This window comes from Tahibacter sp. (assembly GCF_035481375.1).
In the GTDB taxonomy this organism is placed as follows: domain Bacteria; phylum Pseudomonadota; class Gammaproteobacteria; order Xanthomonadales; family Rhodanobacteraceae; genus Tahibacter.
The window spans coordinates 1-25209 of sequence record NZ_DATIGT010000266.1 but is presented as its reverse complement, the minus strand read 5'-3'; the positions used below and the strand labels follow the sequence as shown (position 1 = coordinate 25209).

The 25209-nt window shown below is 69.9% G+C and carries 18 protein-coding genes and 1 pseudogene; 7 read left to right on the top strand and 12 right to left on the bottom strand.

Going from position 1 to position 25209, the window contains the following annotated elements; all coding sequences use genetic code 11:
- Positions 1-4 precede the first annotated feature (4 nt).
- From VLF18_RS17395 to VLF18_RS17385, 3 genes are all read right to left on the bottom strand, one after another.
- Positions 5-1948 carry a marine proteobacterial sortase target protein gene (locus VLF18_RS17395; protein ID WP_325280894.1) on the bottom strand — a complete coding sequence of 648 codons (1944 nt, stop codon included), beginning with the start codon at positions 1946-1948 and terminating at the stop codon, positions 5-7.
- 276 nt (positions 1949-2224) lie between these two features.
- Positions 2225-2404 carry a hypothetical protein gene (locus VLF18_RS17390; RefSeq protein WP_325280893.1) on the bottom strand — a complete coding sequence of 60 codons (180 nt, stop codon included), beginning with the start codon at positions 2402-2404 and terminating at the stop codon, positions 2225-2227.
- A gap of 36 nt (positions 2405-2440) precedes the next feature.
- Positions 2441-2590: a hypothetical protein gene (locus VLF18_RS17385; protein ID WP_325280892.1), complete on the bottom strand. Its 150-nt coding sequence runs from the start codon at positions 2588-2590 to the stop codon at positions 2441-2443.
- 144 nt (positions 2591-2734) lie between these two features.
- On the opposite strand from VLF18_RS17385, the gene pdsR reads away from it, so the two are divergent.
- From pdsR to VLF18_RS17365, 4 genes are all read left to right on the top strand, one after another.
- The gene (gene pdsR / locus VLF18_RS17380; protein ID WP_325280891.1) at positions 2735-3424 is read left to right on the top strand and encodes a proteobacterial dedicated sortase system response regulator; all 690 of its coding nucleotides are present in this window, start codon (positions 2735-2737) and stop codon (positions 3422-3424) included.
- A 166-nt stretch (positions 3425-3590) separates the two neighbouring features.
- Positions 3591-5630 (top strand): ATP-binding protein, encoded by a 2040-nt coding sequence (locus VLF18_RS17375; protein ID WP_325280890.1) that lies wholly within the window; start codon positions 3591-3593, stop codon positions 5628-5630.
- A 310-nt stretch (positions 5631-5940) separates the two neighbouring features.
- Positions 5941-7416, top strand: a complete 1476-nt coding sequence (gene trpE, locus VLF18_RS17370) for an anthranilate synthase component I (RefSeq protein WP_325280889.1) — start codon at positions 5941-5943, stop codon at positions 7414-7416.
- Between the two features lie 267 nt (positions 7417-7683).
- Positions 7684-8718, top strand: coding sequence for a hypothetical protein (locus tag VLF18_RS17365; protein WP_325280888.1), 1035 nt, complete (start codon positions 7684-7686; stop codon positions 8716-8718).
- A 143-nt stretch (positions 8719-8861) separates the two neighbouring features.
- On the opposite strand, the gene VLF18_RS17360 is transcribed toward VLF18_RS17365, so the two are convergent.
- From VLF18_RS17360 to VLF18_RS17330, 7 genes and pseudogenes are all read right to left on the bottom strand, one after another.
- A complete protein-coding gene (locus tag VLF18_RS17360; RefSeq protein WP_325280887.1) occupies positions 8862-12095 on the bottom strand; it encodes a VIT domain-containing protein in 3234 nt (1077 codons plus the stop codon).
- A 200-nt stretch (positions 12096-12295) separates the two neighbouring features.
- A complete protein-coding gene (locus VLF18_RS17355) occupies positions 12296-13093 on the bottom strand; it encodes a MipA/OmpV family protein (protein WP_325280886.1) in 798 nt (265 codons plus the stop codon).
- Between the two features lie 140 nt (positions 13094-13233).
- A complete protein-coding gene (locus VLF18_RS17350; RefSeq protein WP_325280885.1) occupies positions 13234-14586 on the bottom strand; it encodes a HAMP domain-containing sensor histidine kinase in 1353 nt (450 codons plus the stop codon).
- A pseudogene (locus tag VLF18_RS17345) lies at positions 14579-15275 on the bottom strand (response regulator transcription factor). The gene VLF18_RS17350 and the pseudogene VLF18_RS17345 overlap by 8 nt, the downstream one beginning before the upstream one ends.
- Complete coding sequence (locus VLF18_RS17340; RefSeq protein ID WP_325280884.1) at positions 15272-15970, bottom strand: aspartyl/asparaginyl beta-hydroxylase domain-containing protein; 699 nt, start codon at positions 15968-15970, stop codon at positions 15272-15274. The pseudogene VLF18_RS17345 and the gene VLF18_RS17340 overlap by 4 nt, the downstream one beginning before the upstream one ends.
- Entirely contained in the window at positions 15967-19029 is a 3063-nt protein-coding gene (locus tag VLF18_RS17335; RefSeq protein ID WP_325280883.1) for an efflux RND transporter permease subunit, read from the bottom strand. The genes VLF18_RS17340 and VLF18_RS17335 overlap by 4 nt, the downstream gene beginning before the upstream one ends.
- Complete coding sequence (locus VLF18_RS17330; RefSeq protein ID WP_325280882.1) at positions 19026-20117, bottom strand: efflux RND transporter periplasmic adaptor subunit; 1092 nt, start codon at positions 20115-20117, stop codon at positions 19026-19028. The genes VLF18_RS17335 and VLF18_RS17330 overlap by 4 nt, the downstream gene beginning before the upstream one ends.
- 313 nt (positions 20118-20430) lie before the next feature.
- Between VLF18_RS17330 and VLF18_RS17325 the strand changes: the two genes are divergently transcribed.
- Together VLF18_RS17325 and VLF18_RS17320 are read left to right on the top strand one after the other, a co-directional pair.
- Positions 20431-21009 carry an aminodeoxychorismate/anthranilate synthase component II gene (locus VLF18_RS17325; RefSeq protein WP_325280881.1) on the top strand — a complete coding sequence of 193 codons (579 nt, stop codon included), beginning with the start codon at positions 20431-20433 and terminating at the stop codon, positions 21007-21009.
- The gene (locus VLF18_RS17320; protein WP_325280880.1) at positions 21006-23198 is read left to right on the top strand and encodes a tetratricopeptide repeat protein; all 2193 of its coding nucleotides are present in this window, start codon (positions 21006-21008) and stop codon (positions 23196-23198) included. Before VLF18_RS17325 ends, VLF18_RS17320 begins: the two co-directional genes overlap by 4 nt.
- A gap of 49 nt (positions 23199-23247) precedes the next feature.
- Here VLF18_RS17320 and VLF18_RS17315 read toward each other — a convergent pair whose 3' ends face one another.
- Both VLF18_RS17315 and VLF18_RS17310 read right to left on the bottom strand, forming a co-directional pair.
- Positions 23248-23724 carry a hypothetical protein gene (locus VLF18_RS17315; RefSeq protein WP_325280879.1) on the bottom strand — a complete coding sequence of 159 codons (477 nt, stop codon included), beginning with the start codon at positions 23722-23724 and terminating at the stop codon, positions 23248-23250.
- A 185-nt stretch (positions 23725-23909) separates the two neighbouring features.
- A complete protein-coding gene (locus tag VLF18_RS17310; RefSeq protein WP_325280878.1) occupies positions 23910-24362 on the bottom strand; it encodes a hypothetical protein in 453 nt (150 codons plus the stop codon).
- 363 nt (positions 24363-24725) lie between these two features.
- Between VLF18_RS17310 and VLF18_RS17305 the strand changes: the two genes are divergently transcribed.
- Positions 24726-25190, top strand: coding sequence for a hypothetical protein (locus tag VLF18_RS17305; protein ID WP_325280877.1), 465 nt, complete (start codon positions 24726-24728; stop codon positions 25188-25190).
- Positions 25191-25209 lie beyond the last annotated feature (19 nt).

Below are 25209 nucleotides of genomic sequence, written 5' to 3'. Positions count from 1 at the left end.
GCGCTCACCGCAGCGCACCGTTGCGTTCGCGCAGCGCGAAGCCCAGCAGCAGCGCGAGCAGGCCGAGCGCGAGCCACCGCTTCGACGAAGTCGCCGTCTGCGCGAACGCGACACTGCCGTCGGGCAGCGCGTTGTCGACGGCGACCTGCTCCAGCGCTTCGTCGGCGGGCCGCTGCGGCGTCCGGTCGACGGCGACGAGGCTCGTGTAGCGGCTCACGAGATGGTAGCGCAGCGCGACCGCGACCAGGTCGCCGCGCAGCGCGCTCTCGTCGCCGCCGCGGCGCATCGCGTCTTCGATCGCTTCGATCTTGCGCTGCGCCCAGAGGCGGCCCAGCCCCTGCGCGTTGCCGCGCAGGTCGAGCGACAGCGGCTGCGACCAGGCTGCGCCGGCGAGCTGGCCTTCGACCTGCGCGCGGCCGGACGCCGCATTCGCCGACAGTTTCGCGATCGCGAGCAGCGGCTCGCCGTGATAGAGATCGGGCAGGCGTTGCGGATAGATCTCGGCTTGGGCCGGCAGATTCAATTGCAGATCGCGCACGGCCGGCCGGTCGAGCTTCGCGAACAGCTTTTCCATGGTCTCGTCGACCGCGTCGAGGTCGCGGATCACGAGCGAACTGCCGCGGCCGAGTTCGCCGGCCTTGCGCAGGAACTGCGCGTTCGGCGCGCTGCCGATGCCGACCGGGAACAGGCGCGAATCGCGCAGCTGCGTTTCCATGGTCTGGTACAGCGCGTCGGCCTGTTCGACGGCGCCGTCGGTCGCGAACACGATCTGGCGCAGATAGCCGGACGGCGCGTCGTCGCGCAGCGCCAGTTCCAGCGCCGGCAGCATCTCGGTGCCGCCCGTCGCGCGCAGTTGCGCGACCCAGTCGCGCGCGAGCGCGACGTCCTTGGGTGCCGCCTCGACCGCGCGATCGAACAGCGGCGTCGTGACCGAGTTGAACTGGATCACGTTGAAGCGGTCGCGCGGCGTCAGGCGTTGCAGCGCGAGATCGAGCGCCGCGCGCGCCTGCACGATGGACTTGCCTTCCATCGAGCCCGAGGTGTCGATGACCAGGATGAGTTCGCGCGGCAGCGGCGCCGCCGGCTGGGTCGGCGGCAGCAGCATCAGCAGCGCGAACTGCTCGTCGCCGGCGTGCTCGCGCAAGAGCGCGGCAGTCGGCGTCGCCGACGGCTTCGGCGTCCAGCGCAGCACGAAGTCGCGATCCGCAGCGACGACGTCGTCGGCGAGGCGGATCGCGTAGCGCCGGCCGTTTTCGCGGATCGCGAGCGCGTGCGTGCCCGATTCGACGCGCGCCAGCGGCACGCCGGCATCGAGCGTTGCGGTGATCACGACGGTCGGCGGACCGACGTGCGCCGCGGTCGCCGCGCGGGCCGCGGCATCGGCGTCCTCGACCGCGGCCGGATCGCCGGCCGCGCCGTAGCGCGGCGTGTAGGTCAGCGGAAACACGATCGAGAACGCGCCGTCGCGAAAATCGACCTGCTGCCAGTAGCCGACCTCGACCTCGACGGTTTCGCCGGGCGCGACGTTCGCGATCGCGGTGCGGAACAGGTTCGCGCTCTGCGCCTCGACGAGACTCGCCTTGCGTCCGGTCGCGACGGCCTGCGCGAACTCGCTGCGCGCGATGTCCTTTTCGCGGATCTCGCCGACGATGAGGCGGTTGCCGACGCGCAGGGTCATCGCATGCACCGCGGCGCCTGCGGGCAGCGGCAGCACGTATTCGCCCTGCTGCCAGCGCGCGCCGTCGTTGCGGAAGCGCTGCTTCACGCGCACTTGGGCGACGAGACCGTGGATCTCAAGCTCGGCCGTCGTGTCGAGGCTCGCGACCTCGAGGCGGCTGCCGCCGGCGTCGGTGGCATGCAGCGCGCCGCTGTCGGCGCGGGCCACGTGGAAGAGTGCGGCCGCGGCCAGCACGGCCGCGGCGAAGACGAAGCGTAGCGTCGTATACATGATGCGCCCGGTAAAAAAGACGGCGGTTGCCGTGGGCGCAGATTCGTGGCGTCAGATGGAGCCGGCGTTGCGCAGCGCGGGCGGTTTGCCGCGCAGATGTGGCGGTTTGCGGACTGGCGTTCGCGACTTGCGGTTCGCGGAAACGATCCACGTGAAGAACTGGAGGGTAGTGTTCAGGAACAGGACGATGCCGGCATCGCCCTCAAGTTCCTGAACACTACCCCTGGTTACTGTCTTTTCGGCATCGGGTCCGCCCTGCGGCAGCCCCGATCGCCGTCACACCACCGCCCAGGTCGGATCGTCCTGGCGCGCCGTGCGCGGGGCGCGGGGCTTGCGCTGCGGGGCGACCGGCGCAATCCAGGCTTCGGCACCGAGCCAGTCGGCGGCCGACGGCGTGTCGTGGTCATCGTGGGCGCCGGAGAGGCGCAGCAGTTCTTCGGGCAGGCAGACGTCCATGGGGCGACCTTCAAGGCGGGAATGGGTCCGGCCCGGTCAGCCGCCCTGCAGCGCCGCAAGGAAGCCGAGCAGCAATGCGCCGACGGCGAAGATCACGCGCAGCGGTTCGAAGCTGCTCTTGAGTTCGGCGTTGGGCGGTTCGGCGTTGCGGTTCTGCATGACGGTGTCCCGGGTCGGTGTGGCCATTGAAGCGCCGGCTGCGGCCGGTCTGCTGAGCGTGACGGACATTCCAGCAACGATTTCTGGCAATTCGCGGGCAATCGTCGCGGCGGCGTTGCGGCCGGTCGCGCCGGGCCGATACAGTCGGCCCAGCCAATACGAGTCCGCCTCATGCCCCGCAGCATCGCCATCGTCGAAGACGAACCGCTGATCCGCGCCAACTACGTCGAGGCGCTGACGCGCTTCGGCTATGAAGTCCGCGGCTACGCCTCGCGCACCGAGGCCGAGGCGGCGTTCGCGCTGCGGCTGCCGGAACTCGTGATCATCGACGTCGGCCTCGGCGACGAACCCGAAGGCGGCTTCGACCTCTGCCGCGCGCTGCGCACGCGGGCGGCGACTCTGCCGATCCTGTTCCTGACCGCGCGCGATTCGGATCTCGACGTGATCTCGGGCCTGCGCCTGGGCGCCGACGACTACCTGACCAAGGATGTGTCGCTGCACCAGCTCGCCGCGCGCATCAGCGCGCTGCTGCGGCGCATCGACGCGCTGCGCAAGCCGGCCGAATCCGAAAGCGTCATCGCGCACGGTCCGCTGAAGCTCGAACAGGAACGCATGCGCGTGACCTGGAACGGCGAGGAAGTGCCGCTGACCGTGACCGAGTTCTGGATGGTCCACACGATGGTGCGCTTCCCCGGCCACGTGAAGAACCGCGACCAGCTCATGCGCGAGGCGCAGGTCGTCGTCGACGACGCGACGATCACGTCGCACATCAAGCGGATCCGCAAGAAGTTTCTCGCGATCGACGCAGAGTTCGATGCGATCGATACCGTGCATGGGGTGGGGTATCGCTGGAAGCCTTGAAAGCAGAAAGTCGAGGTGAGCGGCCAGTGAATAGAGGTGCTGTGCCGATCGCTTTGGTACTTCGGTACTCGTGGACAAAGCTTTTTTGTTCGCAACGCCGGCGTCTGCGGAGAAGCGGTGCCACGCCTTCCCTCTAGCCACCAACTCCTGACCTCTATTTCCTCCCATGTCCCTGCGCCGCAAACTCCTGCTCGTCGCGCTCGCGATGCTGGCCCTGCCCTGGGCCGGCTGGCAGTTCGTGCGGCAGATGGAAGTGCTGCTGCGGCAGGGGCAGGAACAGACGCTGATCGCCTCGGGCAAGGCGCTCGCGCGCAGTCTCGCGGCGATCAACGCCGAGCTGCCGCCGCCCGGCGGTGCGCTCTACGTGCATGCGCTGGAGACGCCGCTGCAGATCGACGGCTATGCGGACGATTGGCTCGACCTGCGCGGCTATTCGCAGAACCTCGGCCCGCCGCAGGATGCGCAGAAGCTCAAGCTCACGCTGGCCGAAGACGCGGGCTGGCTCTATCTGCTGATCGAAGTGCGCGACACGACGCGGCGCCGCGCGGATGCGCGTGACGTACAGGTGCGGCTGGCCGATCGCGTCGAACTCGGCCTCGTGCGTGCGACAGCCGAACGCAGCTATCTGATCGCGAGCGCCGCGCCGGGGTCGTTCGACGCGGTCGCGCAGGGCGCCGACGGCGCCGGCCTGCCGCTGACGCTCAACGGCGAGTGGCAGGAAGACGCGGCCGGCTATCGCGTCGAGCTGCGCCTGCCGCGTGCGCAGCGGCCCGAGCGGATCTCGCTGCGTCTCGTCGATGCCGGCGGCAGCAGCGACAGCGTCGTCGCGCTCGAACGCCTGCCGCTGCTGGCCTATTCCGAAGCGCTCGCGGACGAACTCGCGCAGTTCGCGCCGGAGGCGACGCGCGCGCGGCTCGTCAGCGGCGAAGGCTGGCTGCTCGCCGAGAGCGGCGGACTCGACGTCGTCGCGGCCGCGCCGGCCCAGGAACCCTCCGCACTCGCGCGCTGGTCGTACCGCTGGCTGATCGCACCCGCGCTGCAGGGCACGCGCGCACTCGCCGAACGCAGGCCGCGGCTCGACGCGGCCGAACTCTGGCAGGCGCTGTCGGGCGTGCCGTCGACGAGCTGGCGCGCCGGCGCAAGCCAGGGCGATGTCGTGCTGGTTGCCGCGCTGCCGCTGCAGGTGCGCGGCGAGACGCGCGGCGCGATCGTGCTGGAGCAGGTCAACACCGCGCTGCCGCTGCTGACCGACGCCGCGCTGCAGCGCCTCGCCGTGATCAGCGTCGCCGCGTTGCTGCTGGCCGGCGGCGTGCTGTTCGTGTTCGCGACCTGGCTGTCGGTGCGCATCCGGCGCCTGCGCGACGGTGCCGAGCGCGCACTCGCCGCCGACGGCCGCATCCAGGGCCGCGTGCCGCTGACCGACACGCGCGACGAACTCGGCGATCTCGCGCGCAGCTTCCAGCAGCTGCTCGACGCGGTCGGCGCGTATACGGACTACCTGCGAACGCTCGCGTCCAAGCTGTCGCACGAACTGCACACGCCGCTCGCGATCGTGAAGTCCTCGCTCGACAACCTCGAGCACCATCCGATCTCCTCCGACGCGCGCGCCTACGTCGTACGTGCGCGCGACGGCGTCGACCGCCTCACGCACATCGTCCGTGCGATGAGCGAATCGAGCCGCATGGAGCGTGCGATCGCCTCGGCCGATGCCGAGGACTTCGATCTTGCCGAGGTCGTGCGCGGCTGCGCCGACGCCTACCGCCCGCTCGCCGCACCGCGCCGCGTCGACTGCGACGTGCCGGCGCAGCCGGTACCGATGCACGGCGCGCCGGAACTCATCGCGCAGGCGCTCGACAAGCTGTTCGACAACGCGCGCTCGTTCACGCCGGAAACCGGCTGGATCCGCATCGCGCTCGACGTCACGCCCGACGGCGTCCTGCTGCGCGTCGCCAACCAGGGCCCGGAACTGCCGCTCGCGATGCAGGGCCGCCTGTTCGACTCGCTCGTGAGCCTGCGCGAAGGCCCCTCGCGCGGCGAGGCGCCGCACCTCGGGTTCGGCCTGTACGTCGTGCGCCTCGTCACCGAACGTCACGGCGGCAGCGCCGCCGCGCACAACCTCGCGAGCGGCGAAGGCGTGGAGTTCAGCCTGCGTCTGCGCGGCATGGCGGGCGAGCTGCCGCCGTCGCGCCGTCGGACGAGGCATTAGGCGTTGCGGCATCCCGGCGTTTGCGCAGGCCGGCGCAAGGGGGCCCGTCGCCGCCGATGCGGATGTCTTCGATAGCGAAGCGTGGAGAGGAGGGAAACGAGTTCCCAGCCGGTGCGTTCCGTTTTTACTCGTTTCTCACTTCTCTACACTGATCACTTCTTCACTGGCCTGCACCCGGCCGCGGTCTGGCCGCCCCCGAAGGCGCTCCGTTGGCGCTTACGATTCCCGATTCGCGGCCTTATTCCACCCCACGATTTCGCCCCCCGCCGTCTCTTGTTATCTTGAACGGCCCTGCCCGCAGAGATGTGCCGTGATTTCCCAGGACGAATTCCAGGCGTTGGCCGCGGACGGCTACAACCGCATACCGCTCGTGCGCGAAGTGCTGTCCGACCTCGACACGCCGCTGTCGGTCTATCTGAAGCTGGCCGACGGCCCGTACACCTATCTGCTCGAATCGGTCGAGGGCGGCGAGTCCTGGGGGCGTCACTCGATCATCGGCCTGCCGTGCCGGCGCGTGTACTCGCTGCGCGGCAACACGCTGACCGTGTCGGAACTCGGTGACGTCGTGGAAACGCGCGAGCTCGCCGATCCGCTGCACGACATCGAAACCCTGCGCCGGCAGTTCCGCGTGCCGCGCCTGCCGCAGCTGCCGGCGTTCAGCGGCGGCCTCGTCGGCTTCTTCGGCTTCGAGACGATCGGCTACATCGAGCCGCGGCTGGCCGGCTGGGACAAGCCCGACCAGCTCGGCACGCCCGATGCGCTGCTGATGCTGTCCGAGGAAGTCGCCGTGTTCGACAACCTCAAGGGACGCCTGTACCTGATCGTGCATGCGGATCCGTCCGAGCCGCGGGCCTACGCGCGCGCGGTGCGGCGTCTGGACGAACTGAGCTTCCGCCTGCGCCGTTCGGGGTCGAGCTACCCGGACGTGCTCGATCCGAAGCTGCTCGATGAAAGCGACTTCGTTTCCGGCTTCACGCGCGAGGGCTTCATCGGCGCGGTCGAAAAAAGCAAGGAATACATTCGTTCCGGCGACGTGTTCCAGGTCGTGCTGTCGCAGCGCATGAGCGTGCCGTTCCGCGCGCGTCCGGTCGACGTCTACCGTGCGCTGCGTTCGCTGAATCCGTCGCCGTACATGTACTTCCTCGATCTCGGCGGCTACCAGATCGTCGGCTCGTCGCCGGAAATCCTCGTGCGCCTGAAGCAGGGCCGCGTCGTGCTGCGCCCGATCGCGGGCACGCGGCCGCGCGGCGCGACGCCGGAACAGGACCAGGCGCTCGAAGCCGAACTGCTCGCCGATCCGAAGGAGCGCGCCGAACACCTGATGCTGATCGACCTCGGCCGCAACGACGTCGGCCGCATCTCGCGCACGGGCACGGTCGAGGTGACCGAGCGCTTCGCGATCGAGCGCTATTCGCACGTGATGCACATCGTCTCGCAGGTCGAAGGCGATCTCGCCGACGGGCTCAGCTACATGGACGTGCTGCGCGCGAGCTTTCCGGCCGGCACGGTCAGCGGCGCGCCGAAGATCCGCGCGCTCGAGGTCATCCAGGAACTCGAACCCGTGCGCCGCAACATCTATTCGGGCGCGGTCGGCTACATTGGCTGGTGGGGCGACGGCGACACCGCCATCGCGATCCGTACCGCCGTGATCCAGGACGGCCGCCTGCATGTGCAGGCCGGTGCCGGCATCGTCTACGACTCGGACCCGGAAGCCGAATGGGCCGAGACGATGAACAAGGGGCGTGCGCTGTTTCGCGCAGTCGCTCAGGCGGTCGGTGGGCTCTGATCGGTTCGCTTCACAACGCTGCTCTGCTTCGCCGGGCGGTTCGTCGGTGTTCGCGCCCGCGTTCAAGCGGCCCGGCGAACCTCGAACGCGCATGCCACCCCCGGACGTTTTCCGCCGCCGCGTTCGCCAAAAAGCCGTTCGCCGGCAAAGCGGATCAATGCAATCGTGTCGCTTTGTAAACCTGTACCGCTTGCAACGATTGTTGACTCGCGTGTGACGGCGCGTACACGGACCATGTCATGCAACCGACATGGGCAGGGGCGTCACGTGAAAACTTCGACGGCAGCGGTAAATACGGGTTCGAATTTGCGGACGCGGCTGTACTGGGTCTGGCAGGCATGGCGCCTGCGCAAGGTCGCTGCGGCCGAGACCGCCAACGCCGCCGGCGTGTTCATGAACTTCGCGGCGATGGAGCAGCGCGGTCATGCGGACTCGCTTTGCGAACTCGCCGAAGCGCTCAGCATGTCCACGCCCGGGCTCGTCGGCACGACGGCCGATGACGTGCGCAAGCGGCTGCGCCGCGAACTCGGTCCGCGCGCCTGCGCCGTCGTGCTCGGCGCCGGCAGGCACGTCACCGGCGGCTATGCCTGGGGTCGGGTCGAGGCCGGCACCGAAGCGCTGGCTTCGCTGCGCCTGCTGCCGAGCCTCGCCGCCGTCGCCGAGCGCGACTGGGGCGCCGTTGCGGCCGCGCTCGGCGAACGCGACACGCTCGTGCTGTCGGAGATCGGTCTCGATCCGAGCTATCGCTACGGATTCTCGCCGCTCAAGCAACTGCTGAAGCCGCTGTTCGACCTCGGCGTCGCGCAATCGGCGCGGCGTGCGCTCTGGTGGGCGCCGCGGTCGAGCCCGATCTGCGGACTCTCGCTCGCCTTCGGCGCACGCGCGGTCGGCACCGACGACGGCGTCGCGTTCTTCGTCCAGCACGACGTCGCCGCGATCGCGCGGATTCTCAATGCGCTGTCCGCCGGCGAAATCTCGGCGCTGCTGGCGCGCGTCGGACCGCCGCGTCAGGCACGCACGCGCATCGACGCCCTGCCGGCCCACGTCACGGCGCGGCTCGCCGCCGCACACCGCGCGGCGGCCGACAGGTACGCCGAAGAGCCTGAGCCGACGTTTGCGAACTACACCGCGGCCATTGCCGCCGCCGACTATCCCGGCGTCGCCGCGCGCTCCGCGGCGAACGACGAGGACGGCGAGCCCGCCGACTCGGACAGATCGCCGTCGCGGCGGGCCGCCGCGCATCCGCCGCTGCAGGCGCTGCCGCAGCGACTGTCGGCGCTGTTTCCGCGGCGCGCGGGGTGAGGCCATCGCCGGGGTTCCGCGGTTTCGCGGGGACCCGCGCCGTCGCGTAGTTTGTTTGTGGAAATCGGGAAATCGACTCCTGCGGAGTGCCGGCTCGTCGCGGCGGCCTCCGCGGGAAATCGTCGTCAGTAGTCCTCTCGCACTCACTCTGCCCCGACGGTGAACCGGCCGATCTCGATTTCGCCGTTGACGTCGTCGAGACGGCGCGTCGCCGCCTCGCGCCGGCTGTCGCCGCTCGCGAAGCGCGTCAGGAATTCGAGCTGCAGCGTGACCGCGCCCGTGAGCTTCTGCGCCCGGCTCGAAAAGTAGTGCGTCTTCACGACGTAAGTGCCCGGAATCGGCCGCCGGATCGTGAACACCTCGGGGCCGTAGCCGCCGGTGAAGTCGCGGCTCAGGTGGCCGCCGGTCTTCGTGCGCGGATTGCGGAAGATCGCGACGTCGCCGAGCGGATCGACGACCCAGAGATCGATGTCGACGTTGTCGGCGTCCCAGCCGAGCACGACGCGCAGGTCGACCGGCAGCGGTTCCAGCAGCGCCGGCGGAATGCCGAGCCGCTTCGTCAGTGCGTCCAGCGCGGGCCGCTGCGCGGTCGGTGCGCGCGCGAGCACGTCGCCGAGTTCGTGCAGCGCGATGATTTCGACTTCGGGGAAGCGGGCGTCCCACTGGCGGTCCGCGACTTCCCAGAGCAGCGTGACGGCGCGCACGAAGTCGGGCCGCTCGCGGTGCGACAGCGCGAGTGCGAGATCGCGGCGGCTCTGCGGCTCCTCGCCGCGCAAGGTCAGCACCTGCTCGAACAGCGGCACGGCGAGGTCGAAGCGGTTCCACTGCTGCAGGCGTGCGGCGAGCACGCGCAGCAGCGGCGCGCTCTCGAAGTCGATCTCGGCCAGGTTGGACAGTACGCGCAGCGCGAGGCGAGCGTCCTTTGCCTCGTTGTGGAAATAGTTCGCGCAGTCGAGGAAGAAGGCCGGCGTCGATGCCTGCTCGCGGCGCTCCTGCAAGTAGGCCGCATATGGGTCCTTCGCGTCACGCAGCCGCGCAAGGTACGGCGTCTGCGGATCCCATTCGCGCAGCACGATGCCGAGTTCGGCGCTGCCGGGTGTGCCGCCATCGGCGTCCCGCGCGCTTTCCTGTGCCGCAATGTGCACGTCGTCGGCGCGCGCGGGCGCGGCGGCTTCCGTGGCAGCGGGCGCGGGCGCCATGGCCGGCGGCGCCATCTGCACGGTCATCTTGGCGCGCGCACCGCCTCCGCCGATGCGCGCCGGACGTTCCTCGCGGACCGGCGGTTGCGTGATCGCATCGGAAGTCGGCGCACGTTCGAGGCGACGCTGGCGCAGCGTGTCGAGACGCAGCATCAGCGCGGCGGCATCACGCTTCCAGATTGCCGGCGCGGTCTGGCCGGCACTGCCGCCGGCCCGGCGCTTTCTCAGCGTGGCTGCCTCGTGTGCGATCTCGCGCGCGAGTTTCTGGCCGGCCTTGTCGTCGCTCAGTTGCGGTGCGGTTTCCCAGCGCACGACTTCGAGTTCGGCGGCCGGCTCGAGCAGCGTGTCGAGCCAGGCGTGCGGACGTTCGTGCCAGGTGCGGAAACTCTGCCAGTCGACGAGCACGCGGCCGCGATGCTGGTCGCGCGCGCCGGCTTCGGTCTGGATCTGGCTCGAACTCGCCATCAACGCGTGATACTGCGCGGCGAGATCGGGTTCGCGCGGCTGCACGCGGTAGCGCACATAGTCCGTGATGCGGTCGAGCACGAGCAGCGAGGTATCGCGCGTGACGACGCCATGGGTCTTGGAAAGGGCGACGATCGCGTCGCGGTCGCGCTGCGGCGCGTCGTCGAGATCGGCGATGCGCGCGGTCGCCCAGAGGCGCTCGACGAACGCGCCGCGGACGGCGTCGAGCGCCTCTCCGGCTGCGGGCGCGATCGTGCGCACGAGCGACGCACCGCCGCCGTCGCCGAAGCGCAGTTCGAGTTCCGCGTCGGGACTGCAGCGGCCGTACAGCGAGAACGTCGCGCCGGCCGGCTGCGGTGCCGCGGGCGCGAGATCCGCGCACTCGCCGCGCACGACACGCGTCGCGCGCAGCGCCCAGCGCGGACGGTCGAGGTTCGCGATCACCGCGGCGTCGTCGAGCGCGAGCAGGTTCAGCACCTGGCCGCCGGCGCGCCTGGCCCAGCGCGTCAGCCGTGCGTGGTCGACGGTCTGTGCCGCGTGCGCGAACACGAGTCGCGGCGTGAATCCGTCGGTCTGCCAGACCGGTTCGCCGCTGCCGAAATTGCTGAGCCCATCGCCGATCACGAGCACGAGATCGGGTTTCACCGATGTGTCGACGCGCAGCGCGCCGTAGGCGCTCGCGCCGTCGAGCGGCAGCGCCTCGATCGCCGCGCAACTCGCGGCTGTCGCCGTCGCGCACGACGAAGCGGCGCGGTGCGTCGGGCTCGTTGCGGAACGCGACGAGGTCGACCTCGACGTTGCGCAGCCGCGCGAGCCAGGTGTCGAGGACGCGAGTTCGCGTTCGCGCTCGCGCGTCGCGGCGCTGCCCGACGCGTCGTAGTACAGCGCGATGCGGCGCGGCGCCGCGGCCGGCGCGAGATTCGCCGGCGGCGCGGACTGCACCTGGGCGGCGAAGCGGCGCCACTGCGGCTGCCCGCGGTCGGGCAGGTTGAACACGGTGACGGGTGTCGCAGGCTTCGGCAGGTCGAACGCGAGTTCGCGTTCGGGCAGGAAATCGGTGCGATCCAGATCGGCAACGAAGCGATTCTGCCAGCGCTCGAAGCTCAGCGCGCCGCGGCCGCTCGCGGCCGGCGGCGCATCGCCGCGCACGGCTTCGGCATGGACCTTGAAGCGCGCAAGCGGCGCAGTGAACGCGAGCGGCAACAGATAGCGATAGCTCTTGCCCGCATCGACGAGCGGCTGATCGAACGCGACGCGTACGCGCTTCGTACCGTGCGCCGGCAGCGGATAGAGCCTCGTGCGAAATACGTTGCCCTGGGTCAGTTCGGCGAAACCCGGATCGATGCCGCGGCGCACCGTGGTCTCGTAGGCGACGCGCGCGGTTTCCTTCTCGACGACGACGCCTTCGCGCAGGCGGCCTTCGACTTCGAGCGCATAGCCGGTGATGCTCTGGCCTTCGGCGAGCGGCAGCACGAACTCGCCTTCGAGCACGCGCGCATTCGGATTGAAGAACGTCAGGTCGATCTGCGTGCTGGCGACGAAACCCTGGATGCGGATGTCGATCGCGACATCCTGCAGGCGCACCGGTTCGGCGGCGTGCGACGGGTCGAGCCAGACCTGCGGCGGGCGTTGCGGTGGGAGCGGCTGCAGCGCGAAAGCGGCGCCAGCGTGCAGTGTGGCAGCGGCAAGCAGGCCTTTCCACAGGAGCTTCATGGCGCGGGATCCTTGGCGGGTGGTGAAGCCGGAACGCGGATCGCGCGGGGTCGGGGTCAGGCGTGCCCGAGGCACGCCGTCGCTGCTCGCTTCCCCCGGAACGACCATCACGACCGTGGCCGAGACTGCCGCGGCGAAGCTGTACGGGAGCTGGCGGTGCGGCGGCGCGACAAATCGACGTGCCGCCGCCGCACCGCGCGTCAGAACGCGCGCGAGAAGCCGATGAACACCGAGGCCGTGCCGTCGGTGTCCGGCTCGACGAACGGGCTTTCGGTGATCTCGTCGGGCAGACTGCTGTACTTCAGGTGCGACATCAACGTCCACTTTTCGCCGAGCGGGCGAAAATACGAAACGCCGATATGCGGAATAACGACAGACCCGGGTTTGTAGTCGACGACACCGCGCGCGACTTCCTCGTCGAGCGTGCCGTAGTAGTAGTTCGCCATGTCCTTGGAAAGCCAGTTGACGCCGACGGTCGGCGTCAGCGTGCCTTCGCCGAGGTCGAAGGGGTAGCCGTACTGCAGCGAGATCTCCTGGCCGCCGCTCTTGTCGGTCGCATCGGCCAGCAGTTCCAGCTCGACCTCGCCGGCCGCACCGCGCCACTTCAGGCCGAGGCCGACGTCGACGGCTTTGTCGCGGTCTTCGAGCAGCCGGTAGTCGAGGCCGTTGGCGGCGAGTTCCTCGCGGCCGAGATCGTCGACGGAAAACCCGTCGAAGCGCAGCTTCGCGAGTGCCGCGACTTCGAAGGATTCCATGCCGAACAGGCTCCAGCCCGCCGAGATGCCGCGAAAGTAAAAACGCTCGCCCTGATAGGCGATCAGCGGAATCGGAATCACGCGCGATCCTTCGCCGGCATAGACGCTGTCGGAGACGACGGTCGCCACGCCGAGCTGCCAGCCGCGCGGCGGGCCGTCCGGCGAATCGTCGTCGCTCCCGGCCGCTTGCGCGGCGGCGCCGCACGACAGATAGGTCAGCAACGCGGGCCACAGAAATTTCATCATGGGAAGCCGGACCTCATTCAGTGTGGAAAATTTCATGCGGGCCTTTGCGTGCGTCGCGACGGCAGGCCTCTGCGCCAGAATGAAGCGGCGATGTCGCCGAAATGTCGTGTCCGGCGGCGTTTCCGTGAATGCGCGCTTTACAGCGCGAGTACGCTCGCGCCGACGTCGAGCGTCGCGCGCGTGCCGCCCATGACGACGGGTTCGATCGCGAGCTTCCAGCCGAAGCGGTCGCAGATGCGGCCGATCAGGAACAGGCCGAGTCCCTGTCCGCGGACCGGCGCCGAGTGGCGCAGGCTTTCGCGATAGCGCCGCGCGGCTTCTACCGGATTGAAGCCGCTGCCCGAATCGGCGACCGCGATGACGCCTGCGGACAGCGCGATCTCGACGTGCCCGGCGTCGGTGTTCTCGATCGCGTTGCGCAGCAGATTGCTGACCGCGATGCGGACCATGGCTTCGGGCGCCCCGATGAAGGTCGGTTCCAGGTCGCCGATGCGCAGCTGCGCGGGTTTGCCGCGCAGCAGATGCTCGTGGTCGCGAATCAGCCGGGGCAGCAGTTCGTGCAGCGCGGTGACGTCGGCCGCGGCGTCGGCGGCGCTGGCCTCGCGTGCGAGGTAGAGCAGGGCGACCATGGTTTCCGACAGATCCTCGACCGCGCCTTCGATGCGCTGGAGCGCGGGCTTCGCGGAATCCGGCAACGCCTGCTGCGCGAGCACGTCGACCGCGCCCGAAATCACGGCGATCGGCGTGCGGAATTCGTGGCTGGCCTGGTCGAGCAGGCTTCGTTCGCGCTCGATGAAGCGCTCGACACGTTCGAGGTGCGCGTTGCTCGCGCGGGCGATGACCTGGATTTCCTCGCGGCGATACGTCGTCGGCAGCCGCGCGCCGGCCGTCCCCGGGTCGATCGTCTGCATGCGTTCGGCGAGGTCCCGGACCGGCCGCACGAGATTCGCATGCAGCCATGCGATCACGCCGACGATGTAGAACAGCAATGCAAATACCCAGAGCCCGCTGAGCAGCGAATTGAGATTCTGCTGATCCTCGAGTTCGGTGATGTCGATGACGGTGACGAGGCGTCCCGGCGGCACGTCGGCGATCAGCGCATGAAAACTCTCGCCCGGCGAGAACGCGTCGGAGAAGCCTTCGACGGTCAGGAACACGTCGGTGAATCCTTCCGACGAGTAGTAGCCCGGGGGCAGCGCGGCGAGATGGCCCGCGGCCGGCCACGCGCCGTTTGCCGGTTCGACGTACCACGCGCGGATGACGCCCGTGCCCGGCAGCGACGCGCGATCGCCGTTGCGTACGCGCGTCGAGAAATCCGCGCTCAGCGATTCCAGCAGATCGCGCCAGACCTTGTGCTCGACGAGCCGCTGGCTGCTGAAGGCCTGCACGCTGAGCGCGGCGACCATTGCGATGCCGAATACGATCAGCGCCATGCTGATCCACCAGTGCAGGCTGCGCGGCGAACCGACCAGGGAGCCGAACCTACTCAAGGTCGCAGAGCCTGTAGCCGGAACCTGCGACGGTGTGCAGCAGCGGCTTTTCCGCGTCGGTTTCGATCGCGCGGCGCAGCACGTACATGTGCGAGCGCAGCAGGTCGGTGCCGGGCGTGCCGTCGCCCCAGGCGGCGCGCTCCAGGCGCGCGCGCGTGACGACCTGCGGACTCTCGCGCATCAGCAGTTCGAGCAGCCGGCGACCCGTGCGGCTGAGTGCGATGCGCCGGCCGCCGCGGTGGATCTCCAGCGTCCCGACATGAAAGCGCAGATCGCCGACGACGAGCACGTTCGTCGGGCGCCGCGGATTGCCTGAGCCGCGACACCAGCGAGCGCAGCCGGACTTCGATCTCGGCCAGCGCAACCGGCTTGACGAGGTAGTCGTCGAGGCCCGATTCGAAGCCGTCGATCTTGTCGGCAAGCTGGTCGCGCGCGGTCAGCATGATGACCGGCACCTTCTTCTTCGCTTCGCCGCGCAGCCGGCGCAGCACGGTCAGGCCGTCGAGCCGCGGCAGGTTCCAGTCGAGCACGATCGCGTCGTAGTCGCGCGACGATGCGAGATGCAGGCCGGACAGGCCGTCGGGCGCCGCGTCGAGGCTGTGTCCGCAGCCCTCCAGATAGTCGTAGAGATTGGCCGCTAGCTGCGCGTTGTCTTCGATGATCAGGATGGAGAGAGGTTCTTTGCTCACGGCGCTGGCTCGCGGGTGACCGTTCGGAACGGAAGTCGGAAAACGCGCAGCAGCGCGGAACGTCGCGGACGCGTGCCGCCTGCGCGAACGATAGCAGCCGCGTGCAGGTCTGCCACCGGAGGTGGTCCGCAACGCGCGTCGATCCGCGCGTCGACACGCGGGTCGAGATCGCAGACGAGGATCAGCAGCGGGCCGTCGGTCGCGTTCGCCGCGTGGTGCGCGCGCGTCTCGTCGATGATGAAGTCTTCGCCGTCGCGCCACGTGCGGCGCGTGCCGTCGACGGTGATGAAACAGCGCTCCGAGTTCGGCGTTTCGAGGCCCAGGTGATAGCGCAGCGAGCCGGCCGCCGGATCGAAAGGCAGCCGCAGATCCGCGCCGGGAGGCAGTATCGAGAACATCGCGCCGCGGATTGCCGGTACGCGTTCCACGATCGCAACGGTAGCCGGACACAGCCGCCGCGCGAAGCGTCCGGGCTGACCCTGCCAGACATGGAACTGCTTCCAGCCTGCGGCCGAGAGGCCGCGGAGCCGCGGCTCGCCGCGCCGCATCGGAATCAGGTTCGTCGCCGCGTCGATGGTTCCGGCGCGATACAGCGCGACCGCTTCGTCGCGAATCTGCATCCAGCATTCGCGGATCGCGGCAATGCCGCCCGAACGCGTCGGGCCCGGTGCCGCGTTCCACCCTGCAGCGTTCATCGACGCCTCCGGATAAAGGCGACCGCATCGTCGATGCCGCTGTAGACGACCGGGATCACGAGCAGGCACAGGATCGTCGACGTCACGAGTCCGCCGATCACGACGATCGCCATCGGCGCGCGGAAGCTTGGATCGGCGCCGAAGCCGAGCGCGATCGGCAGCATGCCGGCGCCCATCGCGATCGTCGTCATGACGATCGGCCGCGCGCGCTTGCGGCACGCGTCGGCGATCGCCGACCGCCGGTCCAGGCCGTGGTCGCGGCGCGCGATGACGATGTAGTCGACGAGCAGGATCGCGTTCTTCGTCGTCACGCCCATGAGCATGATCAGCCCGATCAGCGACGGCATCGACAGGCTCGATCCCGTCGCGAACAGCGCGAGGAACGCGCCCGGTATCGACAGCAGCAGCGCGACGAGCACGGTCGCCGGCTGCGCGAAATCCTTGAGCAGCAGCACGAGCACCGCGTAGATGCAGAACACGCCGGCGAGCATGGCGACGGCGAAGCCGGTCGCGAGTTCGTCCATCGCCTCGGCGCCGCCGGCGGCAGAGTGTGCGATGCCGCGCGGCGGGTGGCGCAGGCTCGGCAGCGCGGCGGCGGCCGCTTCGACCGTGCCGAGCGGCTGGCCGTTGAGTTCGACCGTCAGGTTGACGTTGCGTATGCGGTCGCGGCGCGTGATTTCCGCCGGGCCGCTGCGGATATCGAGATCGGCGACGCTTTCGAGCGGCACCGGCACGCGCGCGCCGGGCACCGGCAGGCGCCGCAGCAGGTCGGGGTCATTGCGGCCGCTGCGCGCGAGCCGCACGACGACCGGAATCTGCCGCTCGCTCAGATTGAGTTTCGCGAGCGACTGGCTGTAGTCGCCCGAGGTCGCGATGCGCAGCGTCTCGGCGATCGCCGCCGAAGTCACGCCGAGTTCCGCAGCGCGCGCGAAATCGGGGCGCACGACGAGTTCGGGCCGAACCAGGCTCGCCGACGACCTGACCGCGCCGACGCCCGGAATCGTGCGCAGCTCGCGCTCGACGAGGCTTGCATGGTGCGCGAGCAGCTCGCCGTCTTCCGCAGCGAGCACGAGTTCATAGCCGTCGCTGCCGACATCGCTGCCGACGCTGATGCGCACGCCGGGCAGCGGCGCGAGCGCGCTGCGCAGCCGGCGCTCGATCGCCTGGCGCGTGACGCCGCCGCGTTCGCTGCGCGGCGTCAGGTTCGCCGTGAGAACGGCGTTCGTCACGCTCGCCGCCTGCATGCCGTCTTCGTCGGGATCGGTCGCCCCCGCGCGGCTGCCGCTGCCGATCGCGGTGTAGACCGACGCGACATGCGGAACGGTGCCGATGATGTGTCGCGCGCGCTCCGCGGCGGCCTGCGTGTCGCGCAGCGTGCTGCCGGGCGGCAGGTCTATCGTCACGCGCGTCTGATGGCCGTCGTCGGCCGGAATGAATTCGCCGGGGAGGTGCGCGGCGACGAGCAGCCCGCCGCCGATCAGCAGCACCGCGCCGCCGAGCGTCGCGGCGCGATGCCGCAGACAGGCCTGCGCGCAGCGCGCGTAGAACGCGATCCAGCGCGGCTCCGCGCGATGCGTCGCCGGTGTCTGCAGCAAATAGGCGGCCATCGTCGGCGTCAGCATGCGCGCGACGACGAGCGAGAAGAACACGGCGACGGCCGCGGTCCAGCCGAACTGCACGAAGTAGCGGCCGACCGTTCCGCCCATCAGCGACGTCGGCACGAATACCGCGATCAAGGTGAACGTCGTGGCGATCACGGCGAGCCCGATTTCGCCGGCGGCCTCCGCCGCGGCCTGCCGCGGCGTCTTGCCCAGGCGCAGATGGCGTTCGATGTTTTCGATCTCGACGATCGCATCGTCGACGAGCACGCCGACCACGAGCGACAGCGCGAGCAGCGACACCGTGTTCAGCGTGAATCCGAGCAGATGGATGACGGCGAACGTCGGAATCGCCGACAGCGGCAGCGCGACTGCCGCGATCAGCGTCGCGCGGCCGTTGCGCAGGAACAGGAACACGACGATCACCGCGAGCGCCGCGCCTTCGTAGAGCAGCAGCATCGAACCGTCGTAGTTCTCCGCGATCGGATCGACGTGATTCACCGCTTCGGTGAAGACGACGTCCGGATGGGCGCGCTGCAGTGCCCGCAGGGCCTTTCGCGCGGCATCGGCGATCTCGATCTCGCCGGCTCCGCGCGCGCGCAGCACGTCGAACGCGACGACCGGCGTGCCGTCGACCAGCGCGAGCGAGCGCGGCTCGGCGGTGCCGTCGGATACCTCGGCGATGCGGTCGAGACGGATGCGGCGCCCGTCCTCGAGCGACAGGTCGAGGCCAGCCAGCTCCTGCGCCGACGTCACGGTCGCGATCGTGCGCACCGACTGCTCGGCGCCGCCGAGATCGACGCGCCCGCCCGACGCCTCCTGCTGCAGCGCGCGGATGCGGCGTGAAATGTAGGCCGCCGTCGTGTCGAGCGCGAGCAGCCGCTCGGGATCGAGGTCGACGCGCAGTTCGCGATCGACGCCGCCGACGCGCGCCACCGCGCCGACGCCGGGAATCGCGAGCAGACGCCGCGCGACCCGGTCGTCGACGAACCACGACAGCGCCTCGTCGTCGCGGTGCGCCGAGGACACGGCGAACGTCACGACCGGCGCGGCCGCGAGCTCGCGCTTGCGGACGACCGGATCCTGCAGGTCGGCCGGCAGGTTCGCGCGCGTTCCCGCGACCGCGTCGCGCACGTCGTCCAGCGCTTCCTGCACCGGCTTGCCGACATGGAATTCGGCCGTGATCGTCGCGACGCCGTCGGTCAGCGCGCTCGTCACGTGCTTGATGCCGCGAACGCTGAAAAGCGCATTCTCGATCTTTCGCGCCACGTCGTTCTCGAGCTGCGGCGGCGAGGCGCCCGGCAGCGCCGCGGTCACGGTGACGATCGGGAAATCGATGTCCGGAAAGTTCTGCACCTTCATCGCGAGAAATCCGCCGACGCCTGCGAGCGTCAGCAGCACGAACAGCAGGGTCGTGGCGACCGGATTGCGGATCGACCAGGCCGAGACGTCGAGACTCATGATTCGCCGACCACGCTGACCGTGTCGCCTTCGCTCAGAAAGCCGAGGCCCGACGCGATGACCGCGTCGGCCGCGGTGATGCCCGCGGCGATCTCGATGCGATCGCCGGCGCGCCGCCCGAGCGCGACTTTCGTCAGCACGACGTTCGACGCGGGTCCGACGCGCATGACGTAGGCGAAGCCGTCGCGCAGCAGCACGGCACTTTGCGGCAGCGTGAGCGCCGTCGCCTCGCCGGCGTCGACGTGGCCGCGCACGAACGCGCCGACGCGGAGTGCGCTGTCAGGCGGCAGGTCGACGTAGAGCAGGCCGCTGAGCGTCGCCGCGTCGATGACCGGTGCGATGGTTCGCAGCGTGCCGCGGATCGCTGCGCGGCCCTGCAATTCGATGGTCGCTGTCTGCCCGGGCGCGAGCTTTTCGAGGTCGGCACTGCCGACGGCCGCACGCCATTCGAGCCGGCCGTCGCGGATCAGGCGAAACAGTTCCGTCCCTGCGGGAACGACCGCGCCGACCGTCGCCGTCCGCGACGTGACGATGCCGTCGCTCGGCGCGAGCACGCGCGTCTGCGCGAGTCGCAACCGATGCCGCGCCTCGACGGCCCGCGCCGCATCGAGCCGCGCACGCGCGGTGTTCGCGGCCGCGACGTACTGATCGACCTGCTGCGTCGACAGCGCGCCGCGCACGTCGAGACGCTTCGCGCGCGTTGCGTTGGTGTCGGCCTGCACCCGCTCGGCCTGCGCCTGCGCAACCGACGCGCGCGCCTCGGCGAGTTCCGCTTCGACGACGGCCGCGTCGAAACGCGCGAGCACCTGTCCGCGCCGCACGATGTCGCCGACATCGGCTTCGATACCGACGAGCCGCAGACCGTCGCTCTCGGCGCCGACGCTCGCTTCCTGCCAGGCCGCGACGGTGCCGCTCGCCGGAATGCGAACCGGCATCGTCGAGACCGCTGCGCGCGTCAGTGTGACCGCCAGCACCGGCGGCGCCGAGGGCTTCGGCGCGACGGCGCCGTCGGTGCCGGCACGAGCGAACAGAACGAACGCGACGACCAGTAGAGCCGCGCCTGCCGGCACGAGAAGAGCACGCTTCATTCGGGGGAGAGTCCTTGAACCTCGCTGTCGGCGATCGCGCCGGCAACGCGGCGATCCGCCGGCCGGATCCGGCATCGGGTCGCGGACGATGATGCGAGGCGGATGTCGGGGGAATGTCGTTGCGGGACTGTCGCGTGCGGACGGATGCGACGCCGGGTCCCTGGCCTCTATCATGCGGTTTCGTGACTTAGGCGGTGCCCCGGGCTCGGGTAAGCTGATGCGCGTCGCGATGCGCCCGTGCCATGCGGATTCTCAGTCCGGCAGACGGCGCCACGGCGGCGGCCCCACAAACGAAAGAAGGTCTACGCGTCCCATGCTGCTGATGATCGACAACTACGACAGCTTCACCTGGAATCTCGTGCAGTACTTCGGCGAGCTCGGCTGCGAGGTCAAGGTCGTACGCAACGATGAATGGACGGTCGGGCAGATTGCCGCGGCGCAGCCGAGCCACATCGTGATCTCGCCGGGGCCGTGTACGCCGAACGAGGCCGGCGTGTCGCTGCAGCTGCTGCAGGACCTGAGCGGGCGCATTCCGATCTTCGGGGTCTGCCTCGGCCATCAGGCCATCGGCCAGGCGTTCGGCGGCAACGTCGTGCGCGCGGCGCAGATCATGCACGGCAAGACCTCGCCGATCCGGCACACCGGGCAGGGCGTGTTCCGCGAGCTGCCGGATCCGTTCGAGGCGACGCGGTATCACTCTCTGGTTGTGGAAAAGAATTCTTTGCCCGATTGTCTCGAGACGACGGCCTGGACCGAGCATGCCGACGGCCGCGTCGACGAGATCATGGGTTTCCGGCATCGCGAGCTGCGCGTGGAGGGCGTGCAGTTCCATCCGGAGTCGATCCTGACGCAGCACGGCCACAAGATGCTGGCGAACTTCCTCGCCGCATGAGGCGCCGGCGCGCGTCGACGGCCTGTATCTGCGGCGCTGCACTGCTGGCGGCGGCGTGTGCAGCCGGGCAGGCCGCCGCCGCGGATGCGGATGCGCGCGACGCACTCGTCGCGCAGTGCCGCGATCTGCAGCAGCCGCAGCCCAAGGAGGCGATCGCGGTCTGCGAGCGCGCCTACGCCGCGCTCGACCCGCTGCGCGACGGCGAGCTGGCCGAAGAAATGCTGTTCCGGCGCAGCGACGCGCAGATCGCCACCGGTGCGTTCGCCGAGGCTGCGGCCACGCTCGACCGCGTCGCGGCGATGCCGGTCGAGGCCGGCCGCTGGATGCACGATTTCCGGCTCGCACGGCGGCGCGGCATCCTGGCCTATCGCCAGGAGCGCTATGCCGAGGCGCTGCCGCAGTTCCGCGTCGCGCGCGAACTCGCGCTCGCGCATGCCGACGACACGTCGGTCGCGCAGAGCTGGAACGATCTCGGCAACACCCTGCGGCGCATCGGCGACTATCACGGCGCGCTCGATGCGTATCTCGCGAGCCTCGAACTCAAGCGCCGCGGCAACGACCGGCAGCTGGGCGCGCTGTACAACAATCTCGGCGATCTCTACCGCGATCTCGGCGACCTCGCCGAATCGAAGAAGCGCTATGTCGAGGCGCTGGCCGAGCACGACCGCGACGCCCGTCCGCGCGATGCCGCGCATACGCGCGAGAGTCTCGCCGCGGTGCTCGTGAAGACCGGCGAGACTGCCGAAGCGATCGCGGTCTATCGCCAAGTCATCGAAACCTTTCGCGGCCTCGGCGCGCGTGCCGACGAACTGCGCGCACAGGTCGGCCTTGCCGCGATCGAACTCGATCGCGACGGCGTCGAGGCCGCGCGCGCGGCGCTGACGCGCGCGCAGGCGCTCGCCGGTGAACTGTCGCTGCCGCTGCCGCCGAATCTCGCGGTGCAGCTCGCGCGGCTGCATCGCGCCGACGGCGATCCGGTCGCCGCGCGCCACGTGCTCGGCAGCGTGCTCGACCGCGTCGCCGACGATTCGGCCGACCGCGTGCCGCTGCTGCGTGCGAACGCCGAAGCGGCGCGGGCTGCCGGCGATGCGGGGCAGGCCTATGCGCTGCTCGATGCCTACCACGACGCGGACACGCGCCTGCGCGATGCGGCGCACGACCGGCGCCTGGCGCAGCTGCGCGTGCAATTCGACGTGGCCGAGCGCGAGCGCGCGATCGAGAAGCTCGAAACGCAGAACCGCCTCGCCGCGCTCGCGCTGCAGCAGCGCACGACCCAGTTGCAGCTCGGGCTCGCCTGCGCGCTCGTCGTGCTGCTGCTCGTCGCCGGCCTGTTTCTGCGCGCGCGCCAGCGCAGCCAGCTCGCCGCCGCAGTGCGCGAGTCGCAGCTCGCGGCGGAAACCGACCACTACCGTCGCGCCGCGGCGGCGCTGCGCGCCGACAGCGAGCGCGTGCAGGCGCTGCTCGACCGCGGCGACGCCGCGCTGTTCGCGATCGATGCGGGCGGCACGCTCGTCGCGTTGACCGCGCGCGCCGCGGAACTGCTGGGACGCTCGCGCGATGCCGCGCTCGGTACGCCGTTCGCCGACCTGCTCGATGCGACGTCGCGCGAGACGCTGGAGCGCGCGCTGTCGGAGCTGGAAGACCACGACGCCGACGTGCCGCTGCAGTTGCGGCTGCCGGCTGCGACCGTCGCCGCGCGCCTCGGCGTGCTGCCGACCGACGGCGACATCGCCGTGCTGCAGGTCGTGCCGATCGCGACCGACGCGGCGCGCGACGGCGAGACCGAGGCGGGCGAACCCGCTCCGGCGGCGGAACTCGTGCCGTTCGAGGAGACGCCGCTCGACGACGCGCCGGCCGAAGTCGACAACGAGCGCTTCCGGCGCCAGCTCGTCGAACTGATGGTCTATGCGGTCGAGATCTGGGAGCGCGTCAGCGGCCGCACGCGCATCGACCTTGCCGAGAAGAGCCGCGTCTGGCGCGTGACGATCGACGAGGGGCGGCTGCGCGTGCGTGCGATGGAGCGGTATCTGAGCCTGGCCAAGCTGCCGCGGCAGCCGCGCTGGCGCGAAGTGCTGCGCACGGCGTTCTACGTGCTGTCGGAGTGCCGCCTCGACATGGACGAACGCGAATTGCTGCGCACGCGCGCCGAGACCGTGCAGGCCAGCCTGCGGCGGCGCGCGTTGCTGTGAGGCCGGCGGCCGGCCGGCGCGATCGCGCGCCGGCCGTGCGCGGCCGCGATCAGCGCACGGAATTGCTCACGCAGATCATGCAGGCACCGAACACGCCGTCGTCGACCTCGTAGGTGGAATGGTGGGCCGACATGTCGGTCAGTTCGTCCGGGCCGGTGAAGATCGGCACCGTCTGCATGCCGTAGTAGGGTGAGTCCGGATCGGTCACGGCCGGGAGTTCGTCGCAGTAGTTCTGGGCGAGATGGCGTGCCGCGCGGTAGTCGTCGTCGAACTCGCCGCAGGTCTGCGCGGGGCACGGCTTGGTCGAGACCACGGAGGTCGACAGGCGGCAGAACGGCTGCGGCTGCGCGGCGCTGCGGATCAGACACTGCTTGTAGCTCTTGGTGTCGGTGCCGCCGAACGCGATGTCGCCGATTTCGATCGCCTTGCCGCCGACGCACCAGTCGACGCCGGGCAGGATGTTATGGGCCGCGGCCGGCAGGCTCGCGGCGAACAGGAAGAGGGCCAGAGCGGCGTGGTGCTTCATTGCGATGTCCTCGAGAGTTCGAAACACGCCGCGCCCCCCGGCGCCGGCGATGCGATGGCGGCGGTCGCGAGTGCGTCCGCCGTCAGGCCATCGTTCGACGGCGCCGGCCCGGCGCGCAAGCGCCGGACCGGGCCAATGCGGGAAGGAATCGTGTTAACCGTCTGATTTGACGGACTTCGGCGACATCAGCGGCCGACGGTGTTGCTCGCGGCCACGCAGCGCTGACAGACGCCGTAGAGACCGGACAGCGCCTGATACGCCGAATGATGCGACGGGTCCAGGTAGGTCTGCGGCGACTGGACGTGTGCCCGCGTGCTGCCGATGCCGCCGGGCGACGTCGAGGTCTCGAAGGTCGCGCAGTAGTTGTAGGCCAGCCGGTTCGCCTTGCCGTAGTCGTCGTCGAACTCGCCGCAGGTCGCGAGCGTGCAGCCCGCTTCGGGCGGCATCGCGGAGGTGCAGTTGACTCCGGTTTCCAGGCAGCTGTGGTAGTCGTAGATGTCGGTCTGCGAATAGCCGAACGATGCGACGTTCATGGGCACGCCGACCGAGCACCAGCGCTCGGCAGGGGCTGGTCCGTGCGCGCAGGCGCCGGCACACGCGGCGAGCAGGCAGGCCGAAAGCAGCAGGCGAAGCGTCATGGCAAATCCCCCGTGGAACCGATCCGATGCCCGTTCGCGCATCAGACGGCGAACGGCCGTCCGTGCGCAAGCGCCTACCAGGGATCAAAGCGGGCAGGAATCGGCGTAAGTCGCTGATCCGGTACGGCTGAACGGCGACGGCCGCGGCCGGATCGGGGCTCCGGGTCGCTGGGCCGCGCTTCCGGTGCGTGGAAAAACATCAACCGCAGCAAGCACATTCGCCGACGTTTCGGCCCGCACCGTCCCGGCTCGTCCGCACTTGGTCCCCGGATTTGCTCGCGCCGAATCGGCGGGATTCCTAGGGTTGCCGACGCCCCCGGCCGCCTCTCGGCCGAGGACTTCCCACCCCTCACGGAGTTCTCCATGTCGACTCGTCGTATCCGTCTGATCGCCGCAGCAACCCTTGCCGTGTTCGGCGCCGCCTCGGTCCAGGCCGAACAGGCCCAGCCGAGCAGCGCCTATGTCGCGACTATCTACTTCCAGCACATCACGCCGGCGGTCCTGAATCCGGGGCAGTGGGTCAACACGCCGGGCACGTACGTGATCTCCGCCAATACGCTCGCTGACTGCCAGGATCAGGTCGACGGCAAGCTCGACTGGCTGGGGGCGCCGGCGCAGAACGACAGCGACGGCCACTACGCCGTGATGTCGGTGCATCCGTGCCGGTACCGCCCGGCCTGGGCCGTCGGCGAGGCGAACTCCGGTATCAGCGTCGACTTCGTGCACGACTTCGTCGAAGGCGAGAACGTGCTGCGCGAGCGCTATCAGATCAACCGCTACGAAGCCGAGCTCGACGCGCTGCACAAGCGTTTCGTTCCGGCGCAGTAATCCGTCCGGGCGGAGCCGG

Bases quoted from the DNA above. Each gene is read 5' to 3' on its own strand.
- pdsR (WP_325280891.1), top strand. From the start codon at position 2,735: ATGCCCCGCAGCATCGCCATCGTCGAAGACGAACCGCTGATCCGCGCC.
- VLF18_RS17305 (WP_325280877.1), top strand. From the start codon at position 24,726: ATGTCGACTCGTCGTATCCGTCTGATCGCCGCAGCAACCCTTGCCGTG.
- VLF18_RS17360 (WP_325280887.1), bottom strand. From the start codon at position 12,095: ATGAAGCTCCTGTGGAAAGGCCTGCTTGCCGCTGCCACACTGCACGCT.
- VLF18_RS17355 (WP_325280886.1), bottom strand. From the start codon at position 13,093: ATGAAATTTCTGTGGCCCGCGTTGCTGACCTATCTGTCGTGCGGCGCC.
- VLF18_RS17315 (WP_325280879.1), bottom strand. From the start codon at position 23,724: ATGAAGCACCACGCCGCTCTGGCCCTCTTCCTGTTCGCCGCGAGCCTG.
- VLF18_RS17320 (WP_325280880.1), top strand. From the start codon at position 21,006: ATGAGGCGCCGGCGCGCGTCGACGGCCTGTATCTGCGGCGCTGCACTG.
- VLF18_RS17330 (WP_325280882.1), bottom strand. From the start codon at position 20,117: ATGAAGCGTGCTCTTCTCGTGCCGGCAGGCGCGGCTCTACTGGTCGTC.
- VLF18_RS17340 (WP_325280884.1), bottom strand. From the start codon at position 15,970: ATGAACGCTGCAGGGTGGAACGCGGCACCGGGCCCGACGCGTTCGGGC.
- VLF18_RS17310 (WP_325280878.1), bottom strand. From the start codon at position 24,362: ATGACGCTTCGCCTGCTGCTTTCGGCCTGCCTGCTCGCCGCGTGTGCC.
- VLF18_RS17375 (WP_325280890.1), top strand. From the start codon at position 3,591: ATGTCCCTGCGCCGCAAACTCCTGCTCGTCGCGCTCGCGATGCTGGCC.
- VLF18_RS17385 (WP_325280892.1), bottom strand. From the start codon at position 2,590: ATGGCCACACCGACCCGGGACACCGTCATGCAGAACCGCAACGCCGAA.
- VLF18_RS17335 (WP_325280883.1), bottom strand. From the start codon at position 19,029: ATGAGTCTCGACGTCTCGGCCTGGTCGATCCGCAATCCGGTCGCCACG.
- VLF18_RS17325 (WP_325280881.1), top strand. From the start codon at position 20,431: ATGCTGCTGATGATCGACAACTACGACAGCTTCACCTGGAATCTCGTG.
- VLF18_RS17390 (WP_325280893.1), bottom strand. From the start codon at position 2,404: ATGGACGTCTGCCTGCCCGAAGAACTGCTGCGCCTCTCCGGCGCCCAC.
- VLF18_RS17395 (WP_325280894.1), bottom strand. From the start codon at position 1,948: ATGTATACGACGCTACGCTTCGTCTTCGCCGCGGCCGTGCTGGCCGCG.